Source organism: Streptomyces sp. LaPpAH-108, assembly GCF_000373625.1.
Classification (GTDB): Bacteria; Actinomycetota; Actinomycetes; order Streptomycetales; family Streptomycetaceae; genus Streptomyces.
The window spans coordinates 22,008-48,543 of the sequence record NZ_KB891993.1; the positions used below are offsets into that span (position 1 = coordinate 22,008).

Here is a 26,536-nt window from a genome sequence, read left to right on the forward strand (position 1 = left end):
GGCCGCCGGAGACTCGGTGACCGGTCCGAGGCCGGCAAGACGACTGCTGCCATGGCCGAAGCGGAGAGCGGCACGGTCAGTGAGGACGTCGGCCCGCACACCCTCGATGTACGGCCAGGTCACAGAGGTCGCGTCACGCCCGCCGTCTGCGCGAACCCTGCGGCGGCCCGGGAGGCGAAAGCTCCCGGCTTGCGTGAGGTCTGCGCCACCATCGCTCTCATGGCCGCAGCAGCGACCGGCACGGTCGGCGGATACGTCGGCTCGCGCACCCTCGGCGCCCACCCCTATCGCGGCCCTCATGTCACGCTCACCCTCTTCGCGAACCGGGCGGCGAGCGGGGCCAGCGCTGCGGTGATCAGGGCGCTGACCGGCGCGCCGGAGCGGGCGCAGAGGGCGGCTTGGAGGGGGATGGTGGCGCGGATGCCGCCGCCTACGGCGCGTTGGGTCAGCGGGGGTGAGGGGTTGAGGGTGGCGTGGAGGTAGGGGCGGGTGGCGGTCGCGGCGTAGGCCAGGGCGCAGGCGGCGGGCAAGGCCGCGCGGGCTGCCGGTCCGACCGCGTTCAACCTTCCTGTCTTCACGGGCAGTTGAGCCCGGGTGAGTCCTCGGCTCAGCAGACGCGTCAGGACGCCGGTGGTGGCGAGCGCGATCAATGGGGCCAGTAGGGCTCCGCCCTGGGTCTCGTGGCGGGAGACCGTGGTGAGCGCGAGGGTGTGGGTGCCGAGCAGGGCGGCGGAGGGAAGGGCGGCCCGGACGCGGCCCGAGGTGGCGGCGGCGCCGAGCAGGAGGTCCAGGGCGCGGGCCGTCGCCATCGCGGCGGGGCCCGCCGGGGTGTGCTTGAGGCCGAGGTCGTACGCCCAGACGGTCGCGGCCAGGGGTGCGGCGACGGCGAGCGCGGGGCGGCCGGACCGTGCCGCCAGGGCGAGGCCCGTGGCGGTCAGGGCGCAGGCCGCGGTGAGGGCGGCGGCGGGGCGGATGCGACCCGAGGGCAGGGGGCGGTGGGGACGTTCGGCGGCGTCCTCGGCGCGGTCGGCCCAGTCGTTGAGGACCATGCCCGCCTCGTACAGGCAGAGGGAGGAGCCGATGGCCCACAGGATGCGGGGGCCGGGTCGGCCGGTGACACTCGCGCTGCCCGCCAGTACGTCACCGGGCACCGTGAACACGGCCGGGAGGCGCAGGAGTTCGGCCCAGGCGGCGAGACGGCTGCCGACGCCCTGGCCGTGGCGCTCGGCGGCGGCAGGCCGAGCCTCTTCGGCCCGGGCAGCCATCGGTGCCGGGGATTCGGTCGCCCCGGCCCCGCCAGGAGCCCACCGACCACCCCCGGAGCCGACCCCGGCAGCGGCACCAGCACCAACACCGCCACCCCCCGCCCCGTAGAACCCCACCACCGTCCCCACGCGCCCGCTCCCCCTCACCGCGCCTCCCCCGCACCCCGCACAGCACTCTCCCCACGGGCACGAAGCCGCGCCGCGAACCGCCCGAGCGCCGCGTACTGCTCGCCCAGTGCCGAAGTCCCCTCTCCCACCGGGTCCTTGAAGTAGAAGCCCAGTTCCCCCAGCGGGCCCGAGAGTCCCGCCTCCCGGGCCCGCAGCATCAGCCGGGCCAGGTCGAGCACCAGTGGGGCGGCCAGCGCGGAGTCGCAGCCCTGCCAGGTGGTCTGGAGGACCATGCGGGTGCCGAGGAAGCCGTCGAAGGCGATGTGGTCCCAGGCGGTCTTCCAGTCGCCGAGGGCGGGCACGTCGTCGATGTGCACCTGGCCCTGGACCGGCGTGCCGAGGGTGTCGGTGAGGACGCGTTCCTTGCCCGCGTTCTTGGCGGCGGCAGCGGCGGGGTCGGCCAGTGCGGCGCCGTCGCCGCCGCCGAGCAGGTTGGTGCCGGACCAGGCCCGTACCGCGAGGGCGCGCTGGGCGAACATCGGCCCGAGCACCGAGCGCAGCAGGGTCTGGCCGGTCTTGCCGTCCCGGCCCGCGTACGGCAGCCCGCTCACCGCAGCGGCGGCGGTCAGGGCCGGGTGGTGGAGGCCGGTGGAGGGGGTGAAGTTGACGTAGGGGCAGCCCGCGCGCAGGGCGGCGACCGCGTACAGCGAGCTGGGCGGGAGGGTGTCGCCGTCGGCGGCGGGCTCGGTGGAGGCCACGTTGACGACGACGGTCCCGGCGGGGGCGCGGCGGGCGGTGAAGTCGCGGATGTCGGCGGCGAAGGCGTCGATCAGCTGCCGCTCGTCGCGGTCGTCGTCCGGGAGCGGGCCGCCCGGGACGATCTCGCGGTCGGCGGCGGCGAGTTCGGCGGCGACGGCGGCGGGCAGGCCGGGTGGCAGGACGCCGCCGGCCGCCAGTTCCTCGGCCCGTTTGGGCAGCGGGCAGTCCAGGGTGTCGTGGCCGCCGAAGACGAGGGAGGGCAGTTCGGGCAGGTCGCAGCCGGTGAACAGGGCGGTCTCGGTGACCATGCCGGTGGGCGGCTGCAGCCCCGCGGTCACCGCGGCGCAGCCCGCGACGACGGTGGTCGCGACGGAGCCTCGGGCGCCGATGAGCCACACTCCGGCGGGGCCTCGGGAACGGGACGCGGACATGGTCGGCCTCCTTGTCGGGCGCGGACGCGCTCGGGCAGCGGTGCGGTGGAAGACGGCGGGCGGGAGTACGGCGCCTCCCGCCCGCCGCCGGTCAGCGGCCCTGAGCGGGCAGTTCCTTGATCCGGACGTCACGGAACGACACCTGGTCACCGTCCCCGTGGTTCTGGAGGCCGATGTGTCCGTCCCGCAGGCTGCGGGCCGGGTCGGTGTTGGTGAAGTCGTTGACCAGTACGCCGTTGAGCCGGACGCGGAGGCGTTCGCCCTCCACGCGGATCTCGTACGTGTTCCACTCCCCCGGCGGGTTCAGCGCGCGGTCCCGTGCCGCCAGGTCGGCGGACTGGAAGCCGTACACCGCCCCGGTGGTCTTCTCCGGGACGTCGGTGGCGTCGATCTGGATCTCGTAGCCGTTGTCGACGGCGGACCAGGGGTCGTCCGAGGGCGGGAAGCCCACGAAGACGCCGGAGTTGCTGTCGCCGGTGACCTGCCAGTCGAGTTTCAGGGAGTACGAGGTGAGGCCGGAGGCGGCGTACCAGAGCAGGCCCATGCCGCCGGTGGAGGTCAGCGTGCCGTCGTCGGCCAGGGTGAAGGAGCCGGGCCCCGCCTGCCGCCAGTTCTCGAGGGAGGCGGCGGTGCCGTCGAAGAGCGGGTGGTAGCCGTTCTCCGGGCGGCAGTCGGCCTGTGCGGTGCCGGTCGCCCACCGCAGGCCGCCCAGCAGGTGGGCGCGGAAGGCGGGGTCGGCGTAGGACTCCTTGGTGTGACCGCCGCCGGTGTAGAAGGCGCGGCCCCCCTGGTACTCCTGGCACCAGGCGATCGGGTGGTCGCCGTTCATGGTGCCGCCGGAGTACGTGGACTCGTCGAGCGAGGCCAGGACGTGGGCGCGTTCGCGTGGATCGGAGCGGTAGTTGTACCACTCGTCGGTGCGTTCCCACCGGTCGGGCAGGTGGGCGGTCGAGGGGTGGGCGTGGTCCTCGACCACGACGGTGGCGGGCTGGATCGCCGGGTGCGACTGGAAGTACGCCCCGGCGAGTCCGCCGTAGAACGGCCAGTCGTACTCGGTGTCGGCGGCGGCGTGGACGCCCACGTAGCCGCCGCCCTGGCGGATGTAGCCCTCGAAGGCCCGCTGCTGGGCGGGGTTCAGGACGTCGCCGGTGGTGGAGAGGAAGACGACGGCGTCGTAGCGGCGCAGGTTGCGGGCGGTGAAGGCGCTCGCGTCCTCGGTGGCGTCGACCGTGAGGCCGTCGGTGGCGCCGAGCTGCTGCACGGCCGCGATGCCGTCGGGGATGGAGTCGTGGCGGAATCCGGCGGTCTTGGAGAAGACCAGGACCCGTCCGTCGTCCGAGGGGCGCGCGGCGGCCGGGCCGGTGACGCAGCCGAGGAGCAGCGCGGTGCCGACGGCCGCGGTGGTGAGCAGGCGTGTGGTGCGCGGGCGTGTGGTGCGCATGGGGGTGCCCTCCGCTCAGCCGGTGGTGAAGGTGAAGTCGTCCACGTCGTAGAGGGCTCCGGTGCCGCCCTTGAAGACCAGGTAGAGCGTGGTCGTGCCCTTCGGCGCGCGGGAGAGGCCGGCGCTCACGTCCTGGAAGGTCTCCCAGCCGCCGGTCACCGGCACGGTGGCCTTGCCGAGCAGGGTTCCCTTGGCCGATCCGGCACGGACCTCGAGGGTGCCGCCCACTCCGCCGGAGGAGATCCGTGCGGTGATCTTCTTGGCGTTGCCGAGCGCGTAGGGCGTGAAGGAGATCCAGTCGCCGTCGTGGATGTCGCCGACGGTCTTGCCGCCGTGGGCGGTGTCCTTGGACTGGAGGGTGATGCCCGAGGAGTCGCTGTAGTGCTCGGCCTGGCGGTGGCGGGGCTGGGCGACGTTCTGGTCGTGGGAGGTGAGCGCGGCCTGGCCGCCGCCTCCGTTGTCGGTGTACTCGGCGTCGAACACGCCGAAGATGTTCTCGTCCTCGTCGTGGCCGCCGTCGGCGCTGGTCTGGATGGTGCCGGTGCAGCCCTGCGCGGAGGTCAGCGGGTGGCCGTGGGTGTCGTGGCCGAGGATGAAGTGGACGGTGACCTTGGAGCAGTCGATGTTCCTGCCGTCCTCGGGGTCGGTGACCCTCACGGTGAACGGCACGGCGTCACCGAAGCTGAACAGCTGGCCGTCCTGCGGGAGTTGGAGCGTCACCGTGGGCGCGGTGTTGCCGACGACGATCCGTACGGCGGCGCTGCCGGTGCGGCCGGAGGGGTCCTCGGCGGTCAGGGTCGCGGTGTAGGTGCCGTTCTTGCGGTACGTATGCGTGGGGTTGGCGGCGGTGGAGCTGGTGCCGTCGCCGAAGTCCCAGTGGTGGGTGAGGGTGTCGCCGTCCTGGTCGGTGGTGCCGGCCGAGGAGAAGCGGACCTTCAGCGCGGCCTGCCCGGAGGTCTTGTCGGCGGCGGCCTTGGCGACGGGCGAGTGGCCGTCGGTGGCGTTCTCGATGCGGTAGAGCGCGGAGTTCTCGTCGCCGCCGAACCAGGCGGTGCCGTAGTCCAGGACGTACAGGGCGCCGTCGGGGCCGAAGGCCATGTCCATCACCTGGGTGCCGGTCCAGGGGAAGGCGTTGATCGACTTCACGGTTCCGTCGGCGCCGGTGTCGATGCGCTTGATCCAGCGGCGGCCGAACTCACCGGCGAAGAAGTTCCCGTCGTACGCCTCGGGGAACTTCACCGGGGAGTCGAGCGCGGCGTCGTAGTGGTAGACGGGGCCGCCCATCGGGGACTCGGAGCCGTCGCCGAACTCCGGTACGGACGCGCCGTCGTAGGGGATCCAGGCGGGCTGCGCCGGGGGCAGCTCGGTCAGGCCCGTGTTGTGCGGCGAGTCGTTCTTCGGGGCGGCGCAGTCGAAGGCGGCGCCGGAGGTCTTCGTCGCGAAGTCGTAGTCCACGTAGGCGTCGTTCTTGCCGGTGCAGTACGGCCAGCCGAAGTTGCCGGGGCCGGTCACGCGGGCGAACTCGACCTGGCCGCCGGGGCCTCGGGCGGGGTCGGCGGCACCGGCGTCGGGGCCGTAGTCGCCGACGTAGAGGATGCCGGTCTCCTTGTCGACGCTGAAGCGGAACGGGTTGCGGAAGCCCATGGCGTAGATCTCGGGGCGGGTCTTCGCGGTGCCGGGGGCGAAGAGGTTGCCGTCGGGGACGGTGTAGGTGCCGTCGTCCCGCACCTTGATGCGCAGGATCTTGCCGCGCAGGTCGTTGGTGTTGCCGGAGGTGCGCTGGGCGTCGAAGGCCGGGTTGCGGTCGGCGCGTTCGTCGATGGGGGTGAAGCCGTCGGACTGGAAGGGGTTGGAGTCGTCGCCGGTCGACAGGTAGAGGTTGCCGTCCTGGTCGAAGTCGATGTCCCCGCCGACGTGGCAGCAGATGCCGCGCGAGGTCGGCACGTCCAGGATCTTCTTCTCGCTGGCCGTGTCCAGGGTGCCGTCGGTCTTCAGGACGAAGCGGGAGAGCCGGTTGACGCCGTCGAAGGGGGCGAAGTCGGCGGCGGTGCCGGTCTCGGGGGCGTCGCCGGAGGGGGTGTCCAGCGGGGGCGCGTAGTAGAGGTAGACGAACCGGTTGTCGGTGAAGTGCGGGTCCACACCGACGCCTTGGAGTCCTTCCTCGTCGTGGGAGTAGACGGCGAGCCTGCCCGCGGTGCGGGTGGTGCCGGTGGCGTCGGTGAGGCGGAGTTCGCCGTCGCGGGAGGTGTGCAGGACCGAGCGGTCGGGCAGGACGGCGAGGCTCATGGGCTCGCCGACCTCCGCCGCGCCCTGGGCGAGGGCGACCTGCTGGAAGTCCTCGGCGGCCACCGTGCCGCCCCGGTCGGCGGGGGCGGCGACGGCGGCGCCGGGTGCGGTGAGGGCGGGGGCGGCGCCGAGGAGCAGCGCCGCGCCGAACAGGGCCAGGGCGGTACGCAGCCGTGGCGGCCGGGTGGGGGTACCGGTGGGGCGGTCGTTCCCGTGCACGTGTGCCTCCAGATGGGGCGGGTCGTACGGGCGGGTGCGGGTGCGCCGGGATGCGCCGTCATCCCGGTGAGGGGCGGGGAGTCGATGGGGCGGGGAGCCGGTCGGGTCAGTTGCCGAAGGCCGCGTCGAACGAGGCCGACGGCGGGTCGAAGTCGTACGCCTTGAGGCGGGCCAGCGCCTCGGGGGCGCCCTGGAGCCGGTCCATCCCGGCGTCCTCCCACTCGACGGAGACCGGACCCCGGTAGTCGATGGAGCGCAGCATGCGGAAGACGTCCTCCCAGGGCACGTCGCCGTGTCCGGCGGAGACGAAGTCCCAGCCCCGGCGCGGGTCGCCCCAGGGCAGATGGGAGCCGAGGCGCCCGTTGCGGCCGTCGAGCCGCTTGCGGGCCTCCTTGCAGTCGACGTGGTAGATCCGGTCGCGGAAGTCCCACAGGAAGCCGACCGGGTCCAGGTCCTGCCACACGAAGTGGGAGGGGTCGAAGTTGAGGCCGAAGGCGGGCCGGTTCCCCACGGCGGCCAGGGCGCGCTGCGTGGTCCAGTAGTCGTAGGCGATCTCGCTGGGGTGGACCTCGTGGGCGAAGCGCACGCCCTCGGCGTCGAACACGTCGAGGATGGGGTTCCAGCGCGCGGCGAAGTCGTCGTAGCCGCGCTCGATCATCGCCTCGGACGCGGGCGGGAACATGGCGACGAGGTGCCAGATGGCCGAGCCGGTGAAGCCGATCACGGTGTCGACACCGAAGGCCGCTGCGGCGCGGGCGGTGTCCGCGATCTCCGCGGCGGCCCGCCTGCGTACGCCCTCGGCGTCGCCGTCGCCCCAGATCCGGGCGGGCAGGATCGCCTGGTGGCGTTCGTCGATGATGGCGTCGCAAACGGCCTGTCCGACCAGGTGGTTGGAGATCGCCCAGCACTTCAGGCCGTACTTGTCCAGGAGTTGATGGCGCGACTTCACGTACGACGGGTCGGCCAGCGCCTTGTCGACCTCGAAGTGGTCGCCCCAGCAGGCGAGTTCGAGGCCGTCGTAGCCGAAGTCGCGGGCGAGGCGGCAGACCTCCTCCAGCGGGAGGTCGGCCCACTGGCCGGTGAACAGGGTGAAGGTGCGGGGCATGGCGGGGCCCTCCTCAGACCGCGATCGGGGTGTAGACGGAGTTCTTCGCCGCGCTCTCCTCGACGGCGGCCAGGACGCGCTGCACCTGGAGTCCGTCGGCGAAGGACGGCTCCGGCCTGCGGCCCTCGGCGATGGCGTGCACGAGGTCGCGGGCCTGGTGGACGAAGGTGTGCTCGTAGCCGAGTCCGTGCCCCGGCGGCCACCAGGCGTCCAGATAGGGGTGGTCGGGCTCGGTGACGAGGATGCGGCGGAAGCCCGCATGGGTGGCCGCCTCGGTGGCGTCGTGGTAGTGCAGCTCGTTGAGCCGCTCCAGGTCGAAGGCCAACGAGCCGCGCTCGCCGTTGAGTTCGAGGCGCAGGGCGTTCTTGCGGCCGGTGGCGTAGCGGGTGGCCTCGAAGGAGGCGAGGGCGCCGGAGGGGAAGCGGGCGGTGAACACGGCGGCGTCGTCCACGGTGACCTGGCCGGTCCCTGCCGCGGTGACGGCGGCCAGGCCGCTGGTGGGCGCACCCGGCAGGGGCCGCTGCCGTACGAAGGTCTCGGTCAGGGCGGAGACCCCGGAAAGCGTCTCGCCCGCGAGGTACTGCGCGACATCGACGATGTGCGCCCCCAGATCGCCGAGCGCGCCCGAGCCCGCCGCCTCCTTGCGCAGCCGCCAGGTCAGCGGGAACTCCGGGTCCACCAGCCAGTCCTGGAGGTACGCCACCCGGACGTGCCGCAGGGTGCCGAGCCGCCCCTCGGTGATCATCCGCCGGGCGAGGGCGACGGCGGGGACGCGGCGGTAGTTGAAGCCGACCATCGCCAACTGCCCTCGGTCGTAAGCCTCTTGGGCCGCGCGGGCCATCGCCTCGGCCTCCTCGACGGTGTTGGCGAGGGGCTTCTCGCACAGCACGTGCTTGCCCGCGGCGAGGGCGGCGACCGCGATCTCGGCGTGGCTGTCGCCGGGGGTGCAGATGTCGACCAGGTCGACGTCGTCGCGGGCGATCAGGGCACGCCAGTCGGTCTCGGTGGCGGCCCAGCCGTGCCGGTCGGCGGCGGCGCGGGCGGCGGCGCCGTCGCGCCCGCAGAGCACGGAGAGGACCGGGCGGCGGGGCAGGTCGAAGACGCGGCCCGCGGTGCGCCAGCCCTGGGAGTGGGCGGCGCCCATGAAGGCGTAGCCGACCATGCCGACGCGCAGCGGCGGTTTCCCGGCGGCCGGACGGTCGCCGTCCCCGGCGGGGCGCGCCTCCTGCCCCGCCACGCGATCGGCTTCCCCGGCCGGGCGGTCCTCGCCGCCCTCCGGCCGGTCCGCTCCGGCCTGTGCCCCTGCTGACTGCTGCGGCTGTGCCATGAGGTGGGTCCTCTCCTCGTCCTCGTACGGGGTGGTGCCGTGCGGGTGCGGCAAGGGCCCCGTCACCGGAAGCCGGTGGGCATGTACCGGTCGACGTTGTCCTTGTCGACCACGGCCGAGTAGAGGGTGAGGGAGGCGGGGATCTCGAACTCGGCGAGGCCGCCGACGCCCTTGTTCTGGCCGAGGGCGCGGGCGAGGTCGATCGCGGAGGCGGCCATCGTCGGCGGGTAGAGGACGGTCGCCTTGAGCACGCTGTCGCCGCGCTCGATCGCCTGGAACGCGGCGAGGGCACCGGCGCCGCCGACCATCAGGAAGTCGTCGCGCCCGGCCTGCTCGATGGCCCGCAGCGCGCCCACGCCCTGGTCGTCGTCGTGGTTCCACAGGGCGTCGAACTTCGACTGGGCCTGGAGGAGTTGGGCCATCTTGGCCTGGCCGGACTCGACGGTGAAGTCGGCGGCCTGGCGGGCGACCTTCTTGATGTTCGGGTAGTTCTTCAGCGCGTCGTCGAAGCCCTTGGTGCGCTGGCGGGTCAGTTCCAGGTTGTCGAGCCCGGCCAGCTCGACGACGCGGGCGTTCGCCTTGTCCTTGAGCTTCTCGCCGATGTAGTGCCCGGCGTTGAGGCCCATGCCGTAGTTGTCGCCGCCGATCCAGCAGCGGTACGCCTGGGGGCTGTTGAAGACGCGGTCGAGGTTGACGACCGGGATGCCCGCGCGCATCGCCTTCAGCCCGACCTGGGTGAGGGCCTTGCCGTCGGCGGGCAGCACCACCAGCACGTCGACCTTCTTGTTGATCAGCGTCTCGATCTGGCCGATCTGCGCGGCGGTGTCGTTGGAGCCCTCGGTGATCTCCAGGGTGACGTCCGCGTACTTCTTGGCGCGGCGCTTGGCGTTGTCGTTGATGGCGTTGAGCCAGCCGTGGTCGGCCTGCGGACCGGCGAAGCCGATGGTGACGCGCTTGCCGGGCTTGTCGTCGGCGACCGGCTGGTCGTCCGCGCCGGTCTTGTCGTCCTTGGACTCGTTGCTCGTGCACCCGGCGAGCACGACGCCGGCGGAGACGGCGGCGCTCCCGAACAGCAGTCCTCTGCGACTGGGGAGGTGCGACATGGCGGTGGACCTTTCCTCGGGGCTCGGGTGTACGCGGGAGGGGGCTTCGGGTGTGCTCAGACCGAGTTCGCGGTCCGGCGCTGGACCAGCACGGCGGCGACGATGATCGCGCCCTTGGCGATCTGCTGGACGTCGGTCTGGAGGTTGTTCAGGGCGAAGATGTCGGTGATCGTGGTGAAGATCAGGACGCCGAGCACGGAGCCGGTGATGGTGCCGCGTCCCCCGGTGAGCAGCGTGCCGCCGATGATCGCGGCGGCGATGGCGTCCAGCTCGTAGAGGTTGCCGTTGGTGTTCTGGCCGGAGCCGGACAGGATGATCAGCAGGAAGGCGGCGATCCCGCAGCACAGCCCGGACAGCAGATAGAGGTAGAGACGCTGGCGGCGGACGTCGATCCCGGCGAGCCGGGCGGCCTCGGCGTTGCCGCCGACGGCGACGGTGCGGCGGCCGAAGGTGGTGCGGTTGAGCACCAGCCAGCCGATGACGGTCACCACCGCGAAGACCAGGACCAGTGGGGGGATGCCGAGGACGTAGGCGTCGCGCTCGCCGAGGCTCAGGACGGAGTCGACGGTGACGATCTGCGTGCGCCCGCCGGTGATCTGGAGGGCCAGTCCGCGCGCGGAGGCCAGCATGGCGAGCGTGGCGATGAACGGGACCAGGCCGCCGTAGGCGACGAGCAGCCCGTTGACCAGTCCGCAGCCCACGCCGACGATCACCGCGGTGAAGAGGATGCCCGCGAACCCGAAGTCCTGGGTGGCCACCGTCGTCGCCCACACCGAGGCCAGCGCGACGATCGCGCCGACGGACAGATCGATGCCGCCCGAGGTGATGACGAAGGTCATGCCGACGGTGACGACACCGATCACCGACGCCTGGGTGAGGACGAGCTGGAGGTTGCGGGTGTCCAGGAACTCGTCCGGCTTGGTGACGCCGCCGATCACGATCAGGACGGCGAGGACGCCGAGCAGGGAGAGGGTGCGGATGTCGGCGCGGCCCGCGAGCGCGCGCCAGGCGGGGGGCGGGGCGGCGGCGGGCACCTTGCCGGTGCCGTACCGGGGCGGGGAGGCGGGCTGCGTCATGACGCCGGGCTTCCTTCCATGACGAGGTCGAGGACGCGGTGCTCGTCGAGTGCGCGGGCGGGCGCCGTGTGGACGACGTGGCCCTCGCGCAGCACCAGGACGCGGTCGGCGAGGCCCAGCACCTCGGGGACCTCGCTGGAGACCAGCAGGACGGCGAGGCCCTCGTCGGCGAGCCTGCGCACCACGGCGTACAGCTCGGCGCGGGCGCCCACGTCGACGCCCCGGGTCGGCTCATCGAGGAGCAGCACCCGGCAGCCGCGCAGCAGCCAGCGGGCGAGGACGGCCTTTTGCTGGTTGCCGCCGGAGAGGGTGCGCACGGGGACGGCGGGGTTGTCGGGGCGCAGGGAGAGTTCGCGGGTCGCGGCGCGTGCGGCGCCGCGCTCGGCGGTCCGGTCGATCCAGCCGCCGCGCGCGAACCGGGAGAGGGAGGACACCGAGACGTTGCGGGTGACGGACTCCAGCATGAGCAGGGCCTGCGCCTTGCGTTCCTCGGGGGCGAGCCCGATGCCCGCCCGCACGGCGGCGCGTACGCTGCCGGGGCGCACCGGACGGCCGCCGACCAGGACCTGGCCGGTGTCGGGTTTGCGGGCACCGTAGACGGTCTCCAGGATCTCGGAGCGGCCGGAGCCGACGAGCCCGGCGATCCCGACGATCTCGCCCGGCCGCACAGCGAGGTCGAACGGGGCGAACTCGCCGCTGCGGGAGAGCCCCCGCACCTCCAGCACCGGTTCTCCGGTGGGGGGTTCGGCGGGGCGGTCGGGGAAGACGTACTCGACGTCGCGTCCCGTCATCAGGGTGACGACCTCGCGGGTCGGGGTCGTCTTCGCGGGCAGCCCGCGTGCCACGGCCCGGCCGTCCTTCAGCACGGTCACGCGGTCGCCGATGCGGCGGATCTCGTCCAGGCGGTGCGAGATGTGGACGACCGCGACGCCCTCGGCGGTGAGTCCGGCGACCACGCGGAAGAGGTTGTCGACCTCGTCGGGGTCGAGCGCGGCGGACGGTTCGTCCATCACGATGAGCCGTACGTCGTGGGACAACGCCCGCGCCATGGACACGATCTGCTGCTGGGCGGCGGACAACTCCCCTACCAGACGCCCCGGTTCGATCTCGGGGTGGCCCAGGCGGCGCAGCAGCGCGGCGGTGTTCGCGCGGGCGGTGCGGCCCCGGACGACGAATCCGGCGGTGGTGGGCTCATGGCCGAGGTGGACGTTCTCGGCGACCGACAGGTGCTCCACCAGGTCGAGTTCCTGGTAGATGGTGGCGATGCCGAGGCGCATGGCGGCCATCGGGGAGCGCAGCACGACGGGGTCGCCGCGCCAGCGGATGACGCCGGTGTCGGGCTGGTGGGCTCCGGCGAGGACCTTGATGAGGGTGGACTTTCCGGCGCCGTTCTGGCCGAGCAGGCAGTGGACCTCGCCCTCCTGCACGTCGAGGTCGACGCCGTCGAGCGCCCGGACTCCGGGGAACGCCTTGGTGATGCCGGTCATGCTGAGCAGAGGTGGTTCCGATGCCATGTGGGTTCCCCTAGGCGGGCGTGCGGGCCTGTTTCAGGGCGGTGCGCCGACGGGCCGGGCGGACCGGGGCGGGCAGAGCGGTGCGGGGTGATGCGCGGTGCCGGGTCGTACGCGGTGGTGCGCGGTGGTGCGCGGTGGTGCGCGGTGCGGGTCGTAGGCGGTGCGGGTGGTGCTCACGCGGGGCGCGGCAGGTCTGCCGGGTCGTGCTCGCGCGGTACGTTCCGTGGCGCTGTTCCTGCGGGCCGTCCGGCGGTTCGTGCCGGACGGCGGCGGTCACGCGGGGGAGAACAGGTGGTCGCTGATGAGGCGGGCCGCGCCGATGACTCCGGCGTTCTGGCCCAACTCCCCCAGGACGATGGGCAGATTGCCGGTCGCGAGCGGCAGCGACTGGCGGTAGACCTGGGTGCGGATCGCGGCGAGCAGGGTGTGGCCGAGGCCGGTCACCCCGCCGCCGATCACCACGAGACCGGGGTTGAAGAAGCTGACCAGGCCCGCGATGACCTGGCCGGTGCGGGTGCCGCCCTCCCGGATGAGGTCGAGCGAGACGGTGTCGCCCGCGGCGGCTGCGGCGGCGATGTCGACGGCGCTCAGGGTGCCGTGCGTCTCCAGGCGGGAGGCGAGTTCCGCCGAGAGTCCCTGACCGGCCGCCTCCCTCGCGTCACGGGCGAGCGCCGCTCCGCTGAAGTGGGCCTCCAGACAACCGCGGTTGCCACAGGCGCAGGGGTGTCCGTCGGGCACGGCCTGGATGTGCCCGATGTCGCCCGCGCTGCCCGTGGCCCCCCGGTAGACCTCGCCGCCGACGACGATGCCGCAGCCGATGCCGGTGCCGATCTTGACGCAGAGGAAGTCGCCGACCGAGCGGGCGACGCCTGCCTGCTGCTCGCCCATCGCCATCAGGTTCACGTCGTTGTCGACCATGACGGGGCAGCCGAGTTCCTGGCTGAGCGCCTCCCGTACGGGGAAGCCGTCCCAGCCGGGCATGATCGGCGGGGCGACCGGCACGCCTTCCGGGAAGCGGACCGGGCCCGGGACGCCGATACCGGCGCCGTCGAACCCCTCCGCCAGCCCGGAGGACCTGAGCTTCGCCGCCATGGCGAGGACGTGCTCGAAGACCGCGACCGGGCCCTCGCGTACGTCCAGGGGTTCGTTGAGGTGGCCAAGGACCTCCAGCTCGGCGTTGGTGACGGCGACGTCGACCGAGGTCGCGCCGATGTCGATGCCGAGGAAGCGCAGGCTCGGGGCGAGCCGCAGATTGTGGGAACGGCGCCCGCCGCGCGAGGCGGCGAGTCCGTCGGCCACGATCAGCCCCGTCTGCAGGAGACGGTCCGCCTCTACCGCGAGCTTGGACCGCGACAGCTCGACCTGATCGCCCAGCTGGGCCCGCGAGTTGGGGCCCTGGTCGCGCAACAGGCGCAGCAGTCTGGCCTGGTGGGCGTTGGCGGGTCGTGCCGTCATGCGTCTCACGGATCCCTCCCGCCTCGATGTGGCCGTCCGTCGCGTTCTTTCGGGGGGAACGTAGCAGCGGCTGCCGGGACTGGGAAGAAGTAGCGCGGGAATTCGTGCCCACTTTCTCCACTCACAGGACAAAGCCGCGTACGGGCCTCAGTGGTCGTGGTGCGCGGCGGTGTGGTGTCCGGTGTGGCCCGGCACCGTCCCGTCGGGCTTCGCCACCAGGAACAGCCCGGCCATCCCCATGTCGGAATGGCTCTGTACGTGGCAGTGGTACATCCACGCGCCCGCACCCACGTGTTCGCCCGCTATGACCTGGAAGCCGAAGGAGTCCGCCGGTCCGGTGATCTTGTTGTCGATCACGCGGCTGGGGTCGTCGGGTCCGGTGAGCAGGCCCGTGCGGTTGTCGGCCCAGCGATGACCGTGCATGTGGAACGTGTGGTAGTACTCGCCGTGCGTGATCATGATGATCTCGACGCGATCGCCCACCGTGGCCTCGAAGTCCGGGGTCTCCCCCGCCGTCTTGTTGTTGATCGTCATGTCGTTGAAGACGATCGTGAACTGCTTGTCCGGCAGGATGTCGCCCTTCCGGCGCACGACCACCGGACCGTAGAGGCCCTTGCGGATGCCGCCGGTTCCGTGGTCGGTGCCCACGACGTGGTCGTGGTAGTGCCAGTAACCGGCGCTGCCCGCCTGCCAGGTGCCGTCCTTGCGCCGTCCCGGTGCGTGGGTGCGCCAGGTGTAGGTGCGGGTGCCGCCGGGTTCGACATGGCTGCCCGTCATCCGGGTGCCGTCGTTGGCGATGTCGTAGTCGACGCCGTGGACGTGGAGGCTGGCGTCCACGTCGGTGGTGTTCTCGAACTCGATGTGCAGGGTGTCGCCCTCGACCAGCTCGATGAGCGGGCCCGGCACGGTGGCCTTGCCCTTCTCCAGGCCGTACCCGAGCTGTCCGCCCGGCAATTTCTCGGCGTAGAGCTTGAGATGGCGCACCTGACCGCCGGCCGGGGCGGTGGGCGGGGAGGTCTCCGCGGGCGCGGCGGAGGGGGCCGAGGCCACCGACAACGTTGCCGTACCGGCGGCGGCGACCATGCCACCGGCCAGCATCCGTCGCCCGAACGTCCTTCTGTCCAGAGCCATACCGGTCTCTCCAGTGCTGTGAGGAGACGGATGGGGAGCGGAAGTCCCCGTGGGGACGGCCACGGTAGAGCCGTACTCCTCGTTTATCCACACTCAGGACAAAGTTGGTGAGATTCCGTCCGTTGGTATTGGCGGGTCGTTGAAAGGCGTCTAGCTTCTGGCGCTGTTGCTGAGACCACGGAGGGTGGGTGACCCATGCAGAGCGCACCACATCACCGGTCGAGATCCCGGCGCGCGGCTGCCGCGGCCCTGACGGCGGGGGCCCTGGCGGCATCCCTGCTGAGCGGAGGTACGGCCGCCATGGCCCGGCCGTTCCCTGAGCAGCGGGCGTCGGCGCTGCCGTCGCCGCCGGGAGGCAAGAACGTCAAGGTGCTCGTCTTCCACGCCTCGGCCACCGAGGAGTCGCCGACCGTGGACGCGGGCATCGAGGCCATCGAGTCCATCGGCCTGACCGGCCCCGCCGAACAGCGCTTCAAGACCGTGGCCACGGACGACGCCTCGGTCTTCACCAACGACAAGCGGCTGGGCACCTTCAACGCCGTGGTCTTCCTGACCGGCGGCGGAGACGTCCTCGATCCCGAGCAGGAAGCCGGTCTGGAGTCCTACCTCAAGGCGGGCGGCGGCTTCCTCGGCATCCACGACGCGGCCAGGACGGAGCCGTACTCCGACTGGTTCACCGGCCTGATCGGCGCCCGTCCCGCGAGCGGGAGCCCAACTGCCGTGCAGCGTGCCGTCGTCGAGATCCCCGACCGGAGTCATCCGGCCACGAAGGATCTGCCGCTGGAGTGGAAGCGGCCCGACACGTGGTTCAACTGGACGAGCAACCCCACCGGCAAGGTGCACACCGTCGCCAAGGTCCGGGAGAGCAGCTACCAGCCGGGCACCGGCGCCAACGGCGTGGACCACCCGGTCTCCTGGTGCCGGGACTACGACGGCGGCCGGTCCTTCTACACCGCGATGGGCGGCACGGTCGAGTCGTTCGCGGAGACCGACTTCCGCGACCATCTGCGCGGCGCGCTGCTGTGGACCACCCGGCTCTCCCGCGCCGACTGCAAGGCGACCATCGACGCCAACTACGCGGCGGTGCGCGTCACTCAGCCGAACCAGCCCGGTCAGCAGGACCAGATCGGTGAGCCGCACGGCATGGTCGTGGCACCCGACGGGCGGGTGCTGTACATCGGCCGGGGCGGTGGTACGAACGAGGCCCCGGTTGTCACCGACTGGAACAACCCCGACATCGGCAAGGGCATCGGCCAGATCCACATCTACGACCCCGCCACCAAGAAGGTCACGCTCGCGGGCGCCCTGACCGTCTTCGGCAATAAGGGCGGCGGCGACGAACTGACCAAGGTCGAGGAGGGGTTGCTCGGCATCGAGCTGGACCCCGGCTTCGAGTCCAACGGCTGGGTGTATCTGCACTACACCCCGCACTCCGGTCTCGACCGCGACAAGCAGGTGGCCGAACGCCGCGTCTCCCGCTTCACGTTGGACCGCGCCACCAACAAGCTCGACCTGGCGTCGGAGAAGGTGTTGCTCAAGTGGCCCGTCCAGGTGCACAGTTGCTGTCACGCGGGCGGCGGGATGGCCTGGGACTCCAAGGGCAACCTCTACATCGCGACCGGTGACAACAACTCCTCCGGTTTCAGCGACGGTTACTCCGGCAACAATCCGCAGCCCAATTACAAGGGCCTGTCCTTCGCGGACGCCCGCCGCACCGCGGGCAACACGCACAACCTCAACGGCAAGATCCTGCGCATCCACCCGGAGCCGGACGGCACGTACACGCTGCCCGAGGGCAACCTCTTCACCGGCAAGGAGCAGGACGAGGGCGGCGGCAAGACCCGGGGCGAGATCTATGTGATGGGCGTCCGCAACCCGGCGCGGATCTCTGTCGACAAGAAGACCGACATCCTCTACGCGGGCTGGGTCGGCCCCGACGCGGGCGCGCCGAGCACCACCTGGGGACCGGCGAAGTACGACACGTTCGCCGCGATCACCAAGGCGGGCAACCACGGCTGGCCGTTCTGCATGGGCAACAAGCAGCCCTACCGCGACCGCAATCTGCCGGACCCGACCAAGCCGCTGGGCTGGTACGACTGCGACGCCCCGAAGAACGAGTCCCCGAACAACGACGGCCTGGTGAACCTCCCGCCCGTCACCGGCAACACCATCTGGTACTCCCCGCAGGGCGGCGCCCCCGACTTCCCGCGCAACGCGGCGGGTGTGCCCAGCTACAAGAACGAGGAGGCCACCTACCTGCTGCCGTGGCTCAAGGGCGGCGGTCAGGCCACCATGGACGGCCCGGTCTACCGCTACGACGCGGCGAAGGCCGGCGCCGGGGCGTGGCCCGAGTACTGGGACGGCAAGTGGTTCGTCGGTGACTTCTACGACGCGGACAACCCGCGCCACGCGGTGCTCACCGACCCGAAGACCGTCGGCAAGGGCGGGCTGCCGGTCACGGCGGAGTCCCTGAAGAAGATCATCCCGGTCGGGCAGGGCGGCATCCGCAACCTCATGGACTGGAAGTTCGCCCCGGACGGTTCGCTCTACGTCCTGGACTACGGGCGCGGCTTCTTCACCTCCGACTCCCAGTCCGCGCTGTGGCACGTGACGTACACCGGCGGCGCGGCCACGCCCGCCGCGAAGGATCTGGCCAGGAAGGCGGCACAGTGAGACATCGACCCCTCCGCCTGTACACCGCGCTGGTGGGCGCGCTGCTGCTGATGCTGGGGCTCACCTCGACGACGGCGTACGGGCGTGACCGCGACCGCGCGGCGGCGGCCCAGGTGCTGACCTGGACGGCGAGTTCCCGCACGGACCAGTACGCCAGCTTCCCGACGACGGCGGTGGCGGGCCCCGCGACCCTCGTCTTCGAGAACAGCACCGCGACCGGCAACGACATCGGCATGCCGCACACGCTGACCTTCGACGTGTCGGACCCCGAGTACAACCACGACGTACCGGTGAACATCCTCGCCAATCCCGGCGACGACAGCGGCGGCAAGCACAGCGTCGACGTGACGCTGACGCCCGGCCGCTACCGCTACTTCTGCAGCATCCCCGGCCACGGCCAGATGCAGGGCATCCTGACGGTGACCGAGCCCGGCGGCGACGACACCACGGCGCCGACGGCCTCCGCGAAGGTCGAGGGGCAGCAGAACGCCGACGGCGCCTACGTCGGCTCGGCCACGGTGACGGTGTCCGCCTCCGACGACGCGTCCGGCGTGAAGTCGATCGAGTACGCGCTCGGCGAGGACGGCCCGTGGCAGGCGTACACCGCGCCGGTCGTCGTCGACCAGGTCGGCACCCACACCCTGCGCTACCGCGCCACCGACCAGGCGGGCAACGTCGCGGCCGAGAAGACCGTGACCTTCTCCGTGGTCGCCCCGCCGACGGACGACACCACCGCGCCGGAGACCTCCGCGACGGTGAGCGGCGAGAAGGACGCCGACGGGAACTACCTCACGATGGCAACGGTCACGGTGACCGCATCGGACACCGGCTCGGGCGTCAACACCATCGAGTACGCGCTCGGTGCGGACGGTGCCTGGCAGCCGTACACCGCGCCGGTGATGGTGCACGAGGTGGGCACGCACACCGTGCGCTACCGGGCGGCCGACAAGGCGGGCAACGCGGCGGCGGCGAAGTCCGTGACCTTCACGGTCGTGGCGCCGCCCGCGCAGGACACGACGGCGCCCGAGACCTCCGCGACGCTGAGCGGGACCAGGAATTCCAACGGCGCGTACGTCACGAGCGCCAAGGTGACCGTCACCGCCTCGGACTCCGCGTCCGGGGTGGCCCGTATCGAGTACTCGCTCGACGGGGGCCCGTACCTGGAGTACTCGGGCGCCGTGATCGTGGACCGGCTCGGCTTCCACACGCTCGCCTACCGGGCGACGGACAAGGCGGGCAACACCTCGGCGGCCAAGGAAGTCACCTTCACGGTCGCGCAGGGCGGCGGCGTTCCGGCGCCCGCCTGCCCCGAGTACGACGAGCGGCTGACGGTCATCGTGGGCACCGTCGACTCGGGTGTGCCGAACCGGCTGACCCGCAGCCGGTGCACGATCAACGAGCTGATCGAGGACGAGAAGGACTGGTCGTCGCAGGCCCTGTTCCTCAAGCACGTCGACGGCGTGCTCGACGGGCTCCTGGCGGACAACGTCATCGACCAGCGCGAGTTCAACAAGATCACCAAGGCCGCCAAGCAGTCGAAGATCGGCAAGCCGGGCCAGACGACCGGGTACCGCGACCTGTTCGACGGCACGGAGGCGTCCCTGTCCAAGTGGGAGCAGGTCGGCGGCGGGCAGTTCACCCTGACCGGCGACGGCGCGATCACCAGCAGCACGACCGTGCAGGGCATGGGCATGCTGTGGTTCCCGGAGCGCAAGTACGGCGACTTCTCGCTCAAGCTCCGCTTCCGCGACGACGCACCGGGCACGGGCAACGCCAACGGCGGTGTCTTCATCCGCTTCCCCAACGTCCACAACCACCCCGAGGAGTCCCTCCCCGAGTGGGTCGCCATCAACTACGGCCACGAGATCCAGATCCTCGACTCCCCCACCGGCGACATGTACAAGACCGGCTCGGTCTACGGCTTCGACCGCGTGGGCCTCGGCGGCGCGGGCGTCACCCCCAAGGGCACCTGGAACGACTACGAGATCCGCGCCGAGGGCCAGCACTTCACGATCCTGCGCAACGGCGTCGTCATCAACGAGTTCGACAACGTCGGCGGCCAGGTCTTCACCCCGCCGCGCGCGGGTGACCCGGGCACCGACGGTCGCCGCTACGCGACGGGCTACATCGGGCTCCAGGTGCACAGCACGTCGGATGTGATCTCGTACCGGGACATCCGGATCAAGGAGCTGTAGCGGAACCGATCGGAGGCCATCTCGCGTGAGCCCTCACCGTTGGCGCGGTGGGGGCTCACTGCTGCCCCTTCCTCCTACCGAACCGGCCCGCGCTCGTCGACCAGCACGGTGGGCTCCGCCAGGAAAACGTCCGGCCCGACGGGCCCGTAGGCGATGTTGAACGTGTCGAGCCAGTAGGACCAGCCCCGGATCCCCAGCGCACTGCTGAACCGGTAGTTCAGCTGCCACCGCACCCACTGCCCGGGCAGCAACCGCACCGCCGGCGGCCTCCGTTGCCGGGGCGGCACCCCGAACATCGGCTCCACCCTCGCCAGCACCCGAAGCCGGTCCCCCTCGTTCCGCAGACTGACTCCGACCTCACGCAGCGGCTTCTCCCCCGACCGCGGCTCGAACCCGCCTCTCTCGGACATCTCCACGAAGTGGGCGTACCTGGACGGCAGTTCCGGTACGGCGAACCCAACAGGTGCCGCGTTCCTGAGGGCAGCGGCCTCTCCGCCCCGGGACTCCTTCGTCCAGGACGTCTTGACCCATTGCACCGTGACCTCCACCGCACCTCCCTGTGACCGGAGTGTACGAACTCGCGGCAGGAGACGACTGATACGCGTGTTCGTCACCAGCGAAGACGGTCGTCGGCCCCGGCTGCGGCTGCCAGGCTGTGCCCATGAATACGACACCGGACGGCCGGCCCGTCCCACCCGCGCACGCCGACGAGCGCGCCATGCTGGAGGCATGGCTCGACTTTCACCGTGCGACTCTCGCCCTCAAGTGTTCGGGCCTCAAGGACGATCAGTTACGCCTCGCCGCAGCGTCCCCCTCGTCGATGACACTCCTCGGTCTCGTCCAGCACATGGCCGAGGTCGAACGCAACTGGTTCCAGCGCGTTTTCGCCCGTCAGAAGATGCCCCTGGTCTTCGGGGAGGACAACGCCGACGGCTTCGCCCTGCACCCGGAACGAGGACTCGACGAGGCGATGGCCACCTGGCAGGCGGAGGTCGCCCGAGGCCGTGAGCTGATCGCCGAAGCATCACTGGACGACTCGGGTCACCTGTCCGAACAGGAAGCAGGCCACGTCGGCGACCGGGAAGTCTCCCTGCGCTGGATCATGGTGCACATGATCGAGGAGTACGCACGTCACAACGGTCATGCCGACCTGATCCGCGAGCAGATCGACGGGGTCACCGGCGCCTGAGAAGGGCTTGCGCGGACGGAAGTACCGCGCGCGTCCCGGACTCCTCGTCTCAGCCCGTGCTCGGGCCTGGCGAGGAGGCTCGCTTGCCGGTGTTCCGTCGGGTGATGGCCTCGGCCACCTCGTCGATGGCTGTGCACAAAACGGCGCCGTATGCGTCCTGGGGAAGGTGCGGGGTGTGGGCGCGGGCGGCGTCGATGTGTGCGGTGGCGGCGGTGAAGGAGCCGAGGCGGCGGTAGTTGTCGGCCAGGTTGAGGTGGAGGGAGGGGTAGAAGCCGGCGACGTGGAGGGTGGCGTGGTGGTGCTGGACGCGTTGGTCGGTCAGGGCGTCGGCCGCGTCCAGGGCGCGGATGTCCCAGGCCAGGGCCTGGGCCGGGTCGTCGTAGAGGTCGGCCAGGTAGTGGGCGAGGGTGCAGCGGTGCAGTGGGTCGCCGGTGGGGCCGGTCGCGGACCAGATCTCCAGGAGTTCTCGGCGGGCGGAGGCGGGGTCGCCGGTACGGCCTTCGGTGACGGCCGCGCCGATGGCGTCCATGGTCGGGTCGGGGGCGGGCATGGGGTCCTCGTCTCTTCTGGTCTTCTGGTCTCCGGCGGAGTGGTCGGGCTTGACGGGCATCGCCACCGTCGTCAGGTCACCGCGGTCCGCCGAGCGGATCGTGACCGGCTGGTCCGGGCCCCGCAGGTCGAGCATCACGTCGGGGCCGATGGCGGTGCTGACGGCCGGGTAGAGGGTGGTCAGCTCGAAGGAGATCCGGAGATCGCTGCCGTCCACGGCTGCCGTCAGGTCGAGCGGGGAGCCGTCGGGGGCCAGGACCCGTACGCCCTGGCCGGACATTCGCAGGGTCACGTGCTCACCCGGGAGTTCTTCCAGCGCCCTCAGGAATACGTCCTTCGCGATCGTCACCCGTGTGGTGACCTCGGGCAGCGACGCGAGCATCGAGCGGTGGTCGGGAAACTCCTCCGGGAGCAGGCGGCAGTGCAGGTCCTCCCGGCCTGGCAGGCGCAGCCGGATGCCGTGCGGTGTGGCGTCGAGCCGTACCCGGGGGCTGCGGCGCAGCGCGGTGGTCGCGGAGCGGAGTTCGTCGCCGTCGACCGTGGCGGCCCAGGCCGTGGGCGGCGGCTCGGCGGGGGCGACGGTGCGGGTCGAGAGGCGGTACCGGTCGGTCGCGGTGAGCGTGATCGCTTCGGCGGTCGCCTCCAGGTGCAGGCCCCCGAGCACCGGCAGCCCCGGCTCGCGTACGGTCGCGGTCAGGACCTGTTCGATCGCGTCGGCGAGGACGGGCCCCTTGAGCGTGGCGAGGGGCAGGCCCGGCGTGTCGCCGAGCGACGACTTGATCAGCGCGGCCTTGCGTCGGGTGGCTTCCGCGTCTTCGACGACCTTGGCCACGTGCTCGTCGATCAGCCTCCACGCCGTCTCCGGCTCGGCCGCCAGGACCTCCTCCACCGTGGTGAGGGGCATGGCGATCTCACGCAGTCGGCGCAGTCCGGCCGCGTGGGGCAGCTGGTCGGCCCCGTAGTAGCGGTAGCCGGAGACGGGGTCCACTTCGGCGGGACGCAGCAGCCCCGAGTCGGCGTAGAAGCGCAGGGCGCTGGGGGTCAGGCCGCATCGGCGGGCGAAGACCCCGATCGGCATCAGGTTCGGGTCAGGGTTGGGCACGTGGACATCGTGAGGCTTCAAGCAACTCGAAGGTCAACGCGGACGGGGTGGTGTGCCCATCCGGAAGGTCGGCTGGTCGCGGTTCAGCGTCGCCACACGTAGGCGCCCGGCGATCATCCATCCAGCTGGCGTCACCGCCCGTGGCAAGCACGTCCAGGGCACCTGACCAGGCGTCCAGGTCATCGGGGCGCAGGGTCAGGTGCAGCCGTCCGCTGACGAAGCCGCTGTCGATGACCACCTCGGTGTCGAGCAGGTCGTGCAACGGCAGCACTCCCGGCATATGGCGTCCCCGCACATGTATCCGGAAGCTGTTATCGCCGTCCGAGAGATGGATCAGCTCCACCACGTTCCTCTTCTCTGCTGTCGGAGTCGGCCGCCTCGTGGACGGTGAGCAGGTCACCGGGCTGGCAGTTCAGCTCGCCATGAACGCGGTTGTCTCACTGAGCTGTTTCCAACCTCAGTTTGAGCAGGTCAGATGCAGGGTGAGGACGGCCTGAACCAGGCTGGTGATGCGAGTCGTGGAACATCGCAGCTTGCGCATGCGAGCGGTTGACAGCCTGCTGACCTGCGGAAAGCACCTCCCAGCGACCGCTTCAAGCGCTGAACACTTCGTGAAGAACCCGCTGCAGGCGGTCGCGAACCGGCAGGTCGGCAACGACAACGACGAAAGGCGGATCAGCGCGCCGTGCCTCGCGCCTGGTCGCGGCTGGCGACCACCAGGTATCCATCGCTCTCGGGGTCGAAGGTGGTGGACTGCACCGTGAGCCCGACACTCCGCAACTGCGCCACGAGGTCCTCGTATCGGTAGGGCCAGATGGACAACCGCTCCGAGCAGGCTCGCACTGCCCCATCCGGCTCGATCTGGGCGACCACGATCTCGAGGAAGTGTTCCTGCTCCCAGCGCTGCTCGATCTGCCAGTAGTAACTGACGACCGCATCGCGGTCGTTGCGGCGGATGAGTCGATCGCGGACGTCTACCCGTGAACCGGCGGAGCGCACGAGCTCCCAGTTGCGTGACGTGAGCACGAGGCGTCCGCCCGGATGCAGCAGCCGCGACATCGCTTCCAGTGCGGTCAGGCGCCCGGCTGCGCCCTCAGCATGCCCGAGCGAGTTGCCGACGCAGAACACCAGATCGAACGTGGAGTCCTCCAGGTGGTCGGGCAGCTCGTCCCAGCTCGCGCGGAGGGCTCGAAGCGAGACACCCTGCTCGTCGGCGGCTTTCTCGGTCCGGCGAACCATCCCATTGCTGGCGTCTGCGGCGACCACGTCAAGGCCAAGACTCGCGAGACCGACGGCGAGCTGGCCGGTTCCACACGCGCAGTCGAGGACGCGCGCGTTGGGCGGCAGAGAGCCCACGACATCGCTGTAGTAAACCGCGGCTGCCTGGGCGGGGGTCAGCCTGTCGTCCCCGATCAGCCACTCGTATACGTCGGAAAGCGCCCCATAACCAGCCACCGCGATAACCTCCATCACTCGACGACACGCGGGCTAGACCGCGCCTGCGATTTCGGACCTTGCGCCTCGCACTGTGCCGGGCCGTGTCAGCGAGGCATTGAGCAGGACCCAACCACTTCCGGCCGCTGAGACTCCACCGGATTTCGCGGGAAACCCCGACACGCCGCACCGACGCAGGTCCCCACTCCACCGACGCCCCCTCGGCCACGATGGGGACCGCGGTTGGCAAGCGCGCGTTCACTGCGGAGCGCTTTAGGCACAGCCATCCAAACTGATTGCGCCTCTCTGGCCGCCGCGCCGCTCACTCCCGCTGTCACTTCGAAGCGGCTCCCGCAGTCACGCGCACTGACGGCCCTGGGAGCCGGACGGGTTCAAGCCTTCGGCGAGCGGAACGGAACGACGTTGTCCGGTGCAGGTGCGTGTTCTGCTTGCCTACCGGAAGCGGTGGCCTGTCCGGTCAGTAGTCGATCCATCGCCTCGCGGATGCGGACGCGCTCGTCCCGGTGCTGCTGGTCCACATGAGAGCCTCGGCAGGGTGACCGGGCCAGGGGCGTGGGCGGCGAACTGGTCGAGTTGGTCGGCGCGTTCGCGGAATTGTCGGGCGTGGGCGTCGGTGCGGACGGTGTTGCCGCAGCCGGGTCGGCAGTCGTACTGCCGTGGGGCGGTCGCGCCGGGTTCTGGTCCGCAGAGCGCGTTGTCGTGCTTGAAGGCGCAGATCAGGAACGCGTCGGGGTTGTCGTAGAGCACGATGCCGTCGCGGGGCGAGAAAGGCGCTGGCTTTCCTGGCGAAGGTGCGGGGGACGACGCGGCCCTCGAAGCGGGGGGGCGTGGGCGGCGACGGTCAGGGCACGGCGGGCGGCGGCCCCGGAGATGTTCTCTCCGGCGGCGACGCGGTCACGCAGCCGGGCTGCGGTGTCGGCGGCGGCGAGGGCCGTTTCGACGTCGAGGACGGCGTGGATGCCGCGGCGCCCGCGAGAGCCGTAGCCGCTGGAGGTGCGGGCATCCAGGACGGTGCGCATGTGGCCGTACTGGATGGCGAGCGCGATCAGTCCTCCGGGGCCCCGGGCGATATGCCAGGCCAGGGACCTTCTGAACCGGCTCAGGCCGATCGCGCCGTGGGGATCGTCAGGGATGGTCTCGCCGGAAAGGCCTTGAGCTTCGGCCTCGTGGTTCACCCAGTTCACGAAGGACTCGATGCGCCACGCCGGTGGAGCTGTGGCGGGAGCGGAAGGCACGGTGGGCGACGCTGAGGAGAAGTTCGCCCTTGGGGACGATGCGTTCCAGCACGCGGATGGCGTGGACCACCGGTGTGATCGCGACCCAGGGCGCTTTGCGGACTTCACCGGCGGAGATGTGGCTGCCATCGTCGTCGGTGACATTCTTGTAGTGGCAGCTGTGGACCAGGTGCCGACGAGCAAAGTGGTCAGGCCGAGGACGGCCTCCAGCACCCGGTTTTCGGTCCGGTTCCACCAGGATTTCGTACCCACGGTTCCCCCCCTACTCACCCCGCCTCCGCCCGACGCGGCAGGCGCGGAGTCGCCCAAGTCCCGTTCCACCGCCACGTCGACCACGCCCCCGCATCCGCGAACGGCCCCGCCCGCCCCCCGAGCATCGCCAGGACCTCGCCGCGCGCCGCATCGACGGCACGATGGTCGGTGTCGGTGATGAGGCCGAGCCTGCGGGCGTGGGCGTATTCGTCCTCGTCCTTCCACTGCCAGTGAGCGAGATCGGGGGCGATGAGGAGGTCCACGGCGAGGTCGAAGGTGTCGAAGCCGTCGGGGGTACGGAGCATGGGGCGTTCGAAGTTCACGTACCAGTTCCGCAGGCCGGTTCCGGTGTAGAAGGCGTTGACGCTGAACCAGGCGGTGGACGGCTTCCACGCGCGCAGCTCGGTGTCCCGCCAGCGGCCGGACATCTGCTCCGAAGTCCCCGCCGCCAGAGCGTCGAACGCCCCGGTGCGCTTCGAACGGTCGTCCTCCGCGAGGGACTTGGCATACAGAGCTGGCCAACGAGTCTCCGCTCCAGGGGCGCAGGCTGCCTCCAAGACATCACCGGTGTCGGTGAGCACGCGGAGCGCGTGTTCGCTCCACACGTGCCGTACATCGCCGCCGTGGTGTACGTCCCGTCGCACGACCGTCCGGCCGGGCCGAAAA

Annotated in this window: 21 protein-coding genes and 2 pseudogenes; 3 read left to right on the top strand and 20 right to left on the bottom strand. The window is 71.2% G+C overall.

Annotated elements, in window-relative coordinates:
- Positions 1-296 precede the first annotated feature (296 nt).
- The 12 genes from B079_RS0111500 to B079_RS0111550 form a co-directional block, all read right to left on the bottom strand.
- The gene (locus B079_RS0111500; RefSeq protein WP_018545949.1) at positions 297-1,265 is read right to left on the bottom strand and encodes an SCO3242 family prenyltransferase; all 969 of its coding nucleotides are present in this window, start codon (positions 1,263-1,265) and stop codon (positions 297-299) included.
- Between the two features lie 143 nt (positions 1,266-1,408).
- The gene (locus B079_RS31740; protein ID WP_018545950.1) at positions 1,409-2,563 is read right to left on the bottom strand and encodes an inositol-3-phosphate synthase; all 1,155 of its coding nucleotides are present in this window, start codon (positions 2,561-2,563) and stop codon (positions 1,409-1,411) included.
- 91 nt (positions 2,564-2,654) lie between these two features.
- Positions 2,655-4,004: a ThuA domain-containing protein gene (locus tag B079_RS0111510; RefSeq protein ID WP_018545951.1), complete on the bottom strand. Its 1,350-nt coding sequence runs from the start codon at positions 4,002-4,004 to the stop codon at positions 2,655-2,657.
- A 15-nt stretch (positions 4,005-4,019) separates the two neighbouring features.
- Positions 4,020-6,509, bottom strand: a complete 2,490-nt coding sequence (locus B079_RS0111515; protein ID WP_018545952.1) for a PQQ-dependent sugar dehydrogenase — start codon at positions 6,507-6,509, stop codon at positions 4,020-4,022.
- Between the two features lie 106 nt (positions 6,510-6,615).
- Positions 6,616-7,614, bottom strand: a complete 999-nt coding sequence (locus B079_RS0111520; protein ID WP_018545953.1) for a sugar phosphate isomerase/epimerase family protein — start codon at positions 7,612-7,614, stop codon at positions 6,616-6,618.
- Between the two features lie 13 nt (positions 7,615-7,627).
- Positions 7,628-8,776, bottom strand: coding sequence for a Gfo/Idh/MocA family protein (locus B079_RS0111525; protein WP_420705768.1), 1,149 nt, complete (start codon positions 8,774-8,776; stop codon positions 7,628-7,630).
- A gap of 227 nt (positions 8,777-9,003) precedes the next feature.
- Positions 9,004-10,044: a substrate-binding domain-containing protein gene (locus B079_RS0111530; protein ID WP_018545955.1), complete on the bottom strand. Its 1,041-nt coding sequence runs from the start codon at positions 10,042-10,044 to the stop codon at positions 9,004-9,006.
- Positions 10,045-10,100: 56 nt separating this feature from the next.
- Positions 10,101-11,120: an ABC transporter permease gene (locus B079_RS0111535; RefSeq protein ID WP_018545956.1), complete on the bottom strand. Its 1,020-nt coding sequence runs from the start codon at positions 11,118-11,120 to the stop codon at positions 10,101-10,103.
- Positions 11,117-12,634, bottom strand: coding sequence for a sugar ABC transporter ATP-binding protein (locus B079_RS0111540; protein WP_026248586.1), 1,518 nt, complete (start codon positions 12,632-12,634; stop codon positions 11,117-11,119). Before B079_RS0111540 ends, B079_RS0111535 begins: the two co-directional genes overlap by 4 nt.
- A 10-nt stretch (positions 12,635-12,644) precedes the next feature.
- Complete coding sequence (locus B079_RS35170; protein WP_158684963.1) at positions 12,645-12,911, bottom strand: hypothetical protein; 267 nt, start codon at positions 12,909-12,911, stop codon at positions 12,645-12,647.
- A complete protein-coding gene (locus B079_RS0111545) occupies positions 12,908-14,089 on the bottom strand; it encodes an ROK family protein (protein WP_018545958.1) in 1,182 nt (393 codons plus the stop codon). The genes B079_RS35170 and B079_RS0111545 overlap by 4 nt, the downstream gene beginning before the upstream one ends.
- Before the next feature lie 147 nt (positions 14,090-14,236).
- A complete protein-coding gene (locus B079_RS0111550; RefSeq protein ID WP_026248587.1) occupies positions 14,237-15,214 on the bottom strand; it encodes a multicopper oxidase domain-containing protein in 978 nt (325 codons plus the stop codon).
- Between the two features lie 201 nt (positions 15,215-15,415).
- Here B079_RS0111550 and B079_RS0111555 point away from each other — a divergent pair, with 201 nt between their 5' ends.
- Both B079_RS0111555 and B079_RS0111560 read left to right on the top strand, forming a co-directional pair.
- A complete protein-coding gene (locus B079_RS0111555; RefSeq protein ID WP_078495922.1) occupies positions 15,416-17,893 on the top strand; it encodes a ThuA domain-containing protein in 2,478 nt (825 codons plus the stop codon).
- A 50-nt stretch (positions 17,894-17,943) separates the two neighbouring features.
- Positions 17,944-20,088 (top strand): OmpL47-type beta-barrel domain-containing protein, encoded by a 2,145-nt coding sequence (locus B079_RS0111560; protein WP_078495950.1) that lies wholly within the window; start codon positions 17,944-17,946, stop codon positions 20,086-20,088.
- A 74-nt stretch (positions 20,089-20,162) separates the two neighbouring features.
- Here the strand turns inward: B079_RS0111560 and B079_RS0111565 are convergent, their stop codons facing one another.
- A complete protein-coding gene (locus tag B079_RS0111565; RefSeq protein WP_018545962.1) occupies positions 20,163-20,636 on the bottom strand; it encodes a hypothetical protein in 474 nt (157 codons plus the stop codon).
- Positions 20,637-20,749: 113 nt separating this feature from the next.
- On the opposite strand from B079_RS0111565, the gene B079_RS0111570 reads away from it, so the two are divergent.
- On the top strand, positions 20,750-21,277 hold the full coding sequence (locus B079_RS0111570) for a DinB family protein (protein ID WP_026248589.1): 528 nt from the start codon (positions 20,750-20,752) through the stop codon (positions 21,275-21,277).
- A 49-nt stretch (positions 21,278-21,326) separates the two neighbouring features.
- Here the strand turns inward: B079_RS0111570 and B079_RS34630 are convergent, their stop codons facing one another.
- From B079_RS34630 to B079_RS31760, 7 genes and pseudogenes are all read right to left on the bottom strand, one after another.
- The gene (locus tag B079_RS34630; RefSeq protein WP_086022372.1) at positions 21,327-21,827 is read right to left on the bottom strand and encodes a hypothetical protein; all 501 of its coding nucleotides are present in this window, start codon (positions 21,825-21,827) and stop codon (positions 21,327-21,329) included.
- Between the two features lie 33 nt (positions 21,828-21,860).
- A pseudogene (locus B079_RS31745) lies at positions 21,861-22,904 on the bottom strand (MerR family transcriptional regulator); the annotation flags it as partial.
- 10 nt (positions 22,905-22,914) lie between these two features.
- The gene (locus B079_RS31750; protein WP_158684964.1) at positions 22,915-23,274 is read right to left on the bottom strand and encodes a DUF5959 family protein; all 360 of its coding nucleotides are present in this window, start codon (positions 23,272-23,274) and stop codon (positions 22,915-22,917) included.
- A 111-nt stretch (positions 23,275-23,385) separates the two neighbouring features.
- A pseudogene (locus B079_RS34915) lies at positions 23,386-23,518 on the bottom strand (IS5/IS1182 family transposase); the annotation flags it as partial.
- Positions 23,519-23,603: 85 nt separating this feature from the next.
- A complete protein-coding gene (locus tag B079_RS0111585; protein WP_018545966.1) occupies positions 23,604-24,398 on the bottom strand; it encodes a class I SAM-dependent methyltransferase in 795 nt (264 codons plus the stop codon).
- Positions 24,399-25,099: 701 nt separating this feature from the next.
- On the bottom strand, positions 25,100-25,567 hold the full coding sequence (locus B079_RS35805) for a hypothetical protein (RefSeq protein ID WP_234016780.1): 468 nt from the start codon (positions 25,565-25,567) through the stop codon (positions 25,100-25,102).
- 317 nt (positions 25,568-25,884) lie between these two features.
- Positions 25,885-26,514 (bottom strand): DUF402 domain-containing protein, encoded by a 630-nt coding sequence (locus B079_RS31760; RefSeq protein WP_037801528.1) that lies wholly within the window; start codon positions 26,512-26,514, stop codon positions 25,885-25,887.
- Between the last annotated feature and the right edge of the window lie 22 nt (positions 26,515-26,536).

Bases quoted from the DNA above. Each gene is read 5' to 3' on its own strand.
- B079_RS0111555 (WP_078495922.1), top strand. From the start codon at position 15,416: ATGCAGAGCGCACCACATCACCGGTCGAGATCCCGGCGCGCGGCTGCC.
- B079_RS0111560 (WP_078495950.1), top strand. From the start codon at position 17,944: ATGCTGGGGCTCACCTCGACGACGGCGTACGGGCGTGACCGCGACCGC.
- B079_RS0111570 (WP_026248589.1), top strand. From the start codon at position 20,750: ATGAATACGACACCGGACGGCCGGCCCGTCCCACCCGCGCACGCCGAC.
- B079_RS0111585 (WP_018545966.1), bottom strand. From the start codon at position 24,398: ATGGAGGTTATCGCGGTGGCTGGTTATGGGGCGCTTTCCGACGTATAC.
- B079_RS0111530 (WP_018545955.1), bottom strand. From the start codon at position 10,044: ATGTCGCACCTCCCCAGTCGCAGAGGACTGCTGTTCGGGAGCGCCGCC.
- B079_RS31740 (WP_018545950.1), bottom strand. From the start codon at position 2,563: ATGTCCGCGTCCCGTTCCCGAGGCCCCGCCGGAGTGTGGCTCATCGGC.
- B079_RS34630 (WP_086022372.1), bottom strand. From the start codon at position 21,827: ATGCCCGCCCCCGACCCGACCATGGACGCCATCGGCGCGGCCGTCACC.
- B079_RS0111510 (WP_018545951.1), bottom strand. From the start codon at position 4,004: ATGCGCACCACACGCCCGCGCACCACACGCCTGCTCACCACCGCGGCC.
- B079_RS0111520 (WP_018545953.1), bottom strand. From the start codon at position 7,614: ATGCCCCGCACCTTCACCCTGTTCACCGGCCAGTGGGCCGACCTCCCG.
- B079_RS0111540 (WP_026248586.1), bottom strand. From the start codon at position 12,634: ATGGCATCGGAACCACCTCTGCTCAGCATGACCGGCATCACCAAGGCG.
- B079_RS0111500 (WP_018545949.1), bottom strand. From the start codon at position 1,265: ATGGCTGCCCGGGCCGAAGAGGCTCGGCCTGCCGCCGCCGAGCGCCAC.
- B079_RS0111545 (WP_018545958.1), bottom strand. From the start codon at position 14,089: ATGACGGCACGACCCGCCAACGCCCACCAGGCCAGACTGCTGCGCCTG.
- B079_RS0111535 (WP_018545956.1), bottom strand. From the start codon at position 11,120: ATGACGCAGCCCGCCTCCCCGCCCCGGTACGGCACCGGCAAGGTGCCC.
- B079_RS0111525 (WP_420705768.1), bottom strand. From the start codon at position 8,776: ATGGTCGGCTACGCCTTCATGGGCGCCGCCCACTCCCAGGGCTGGCGC.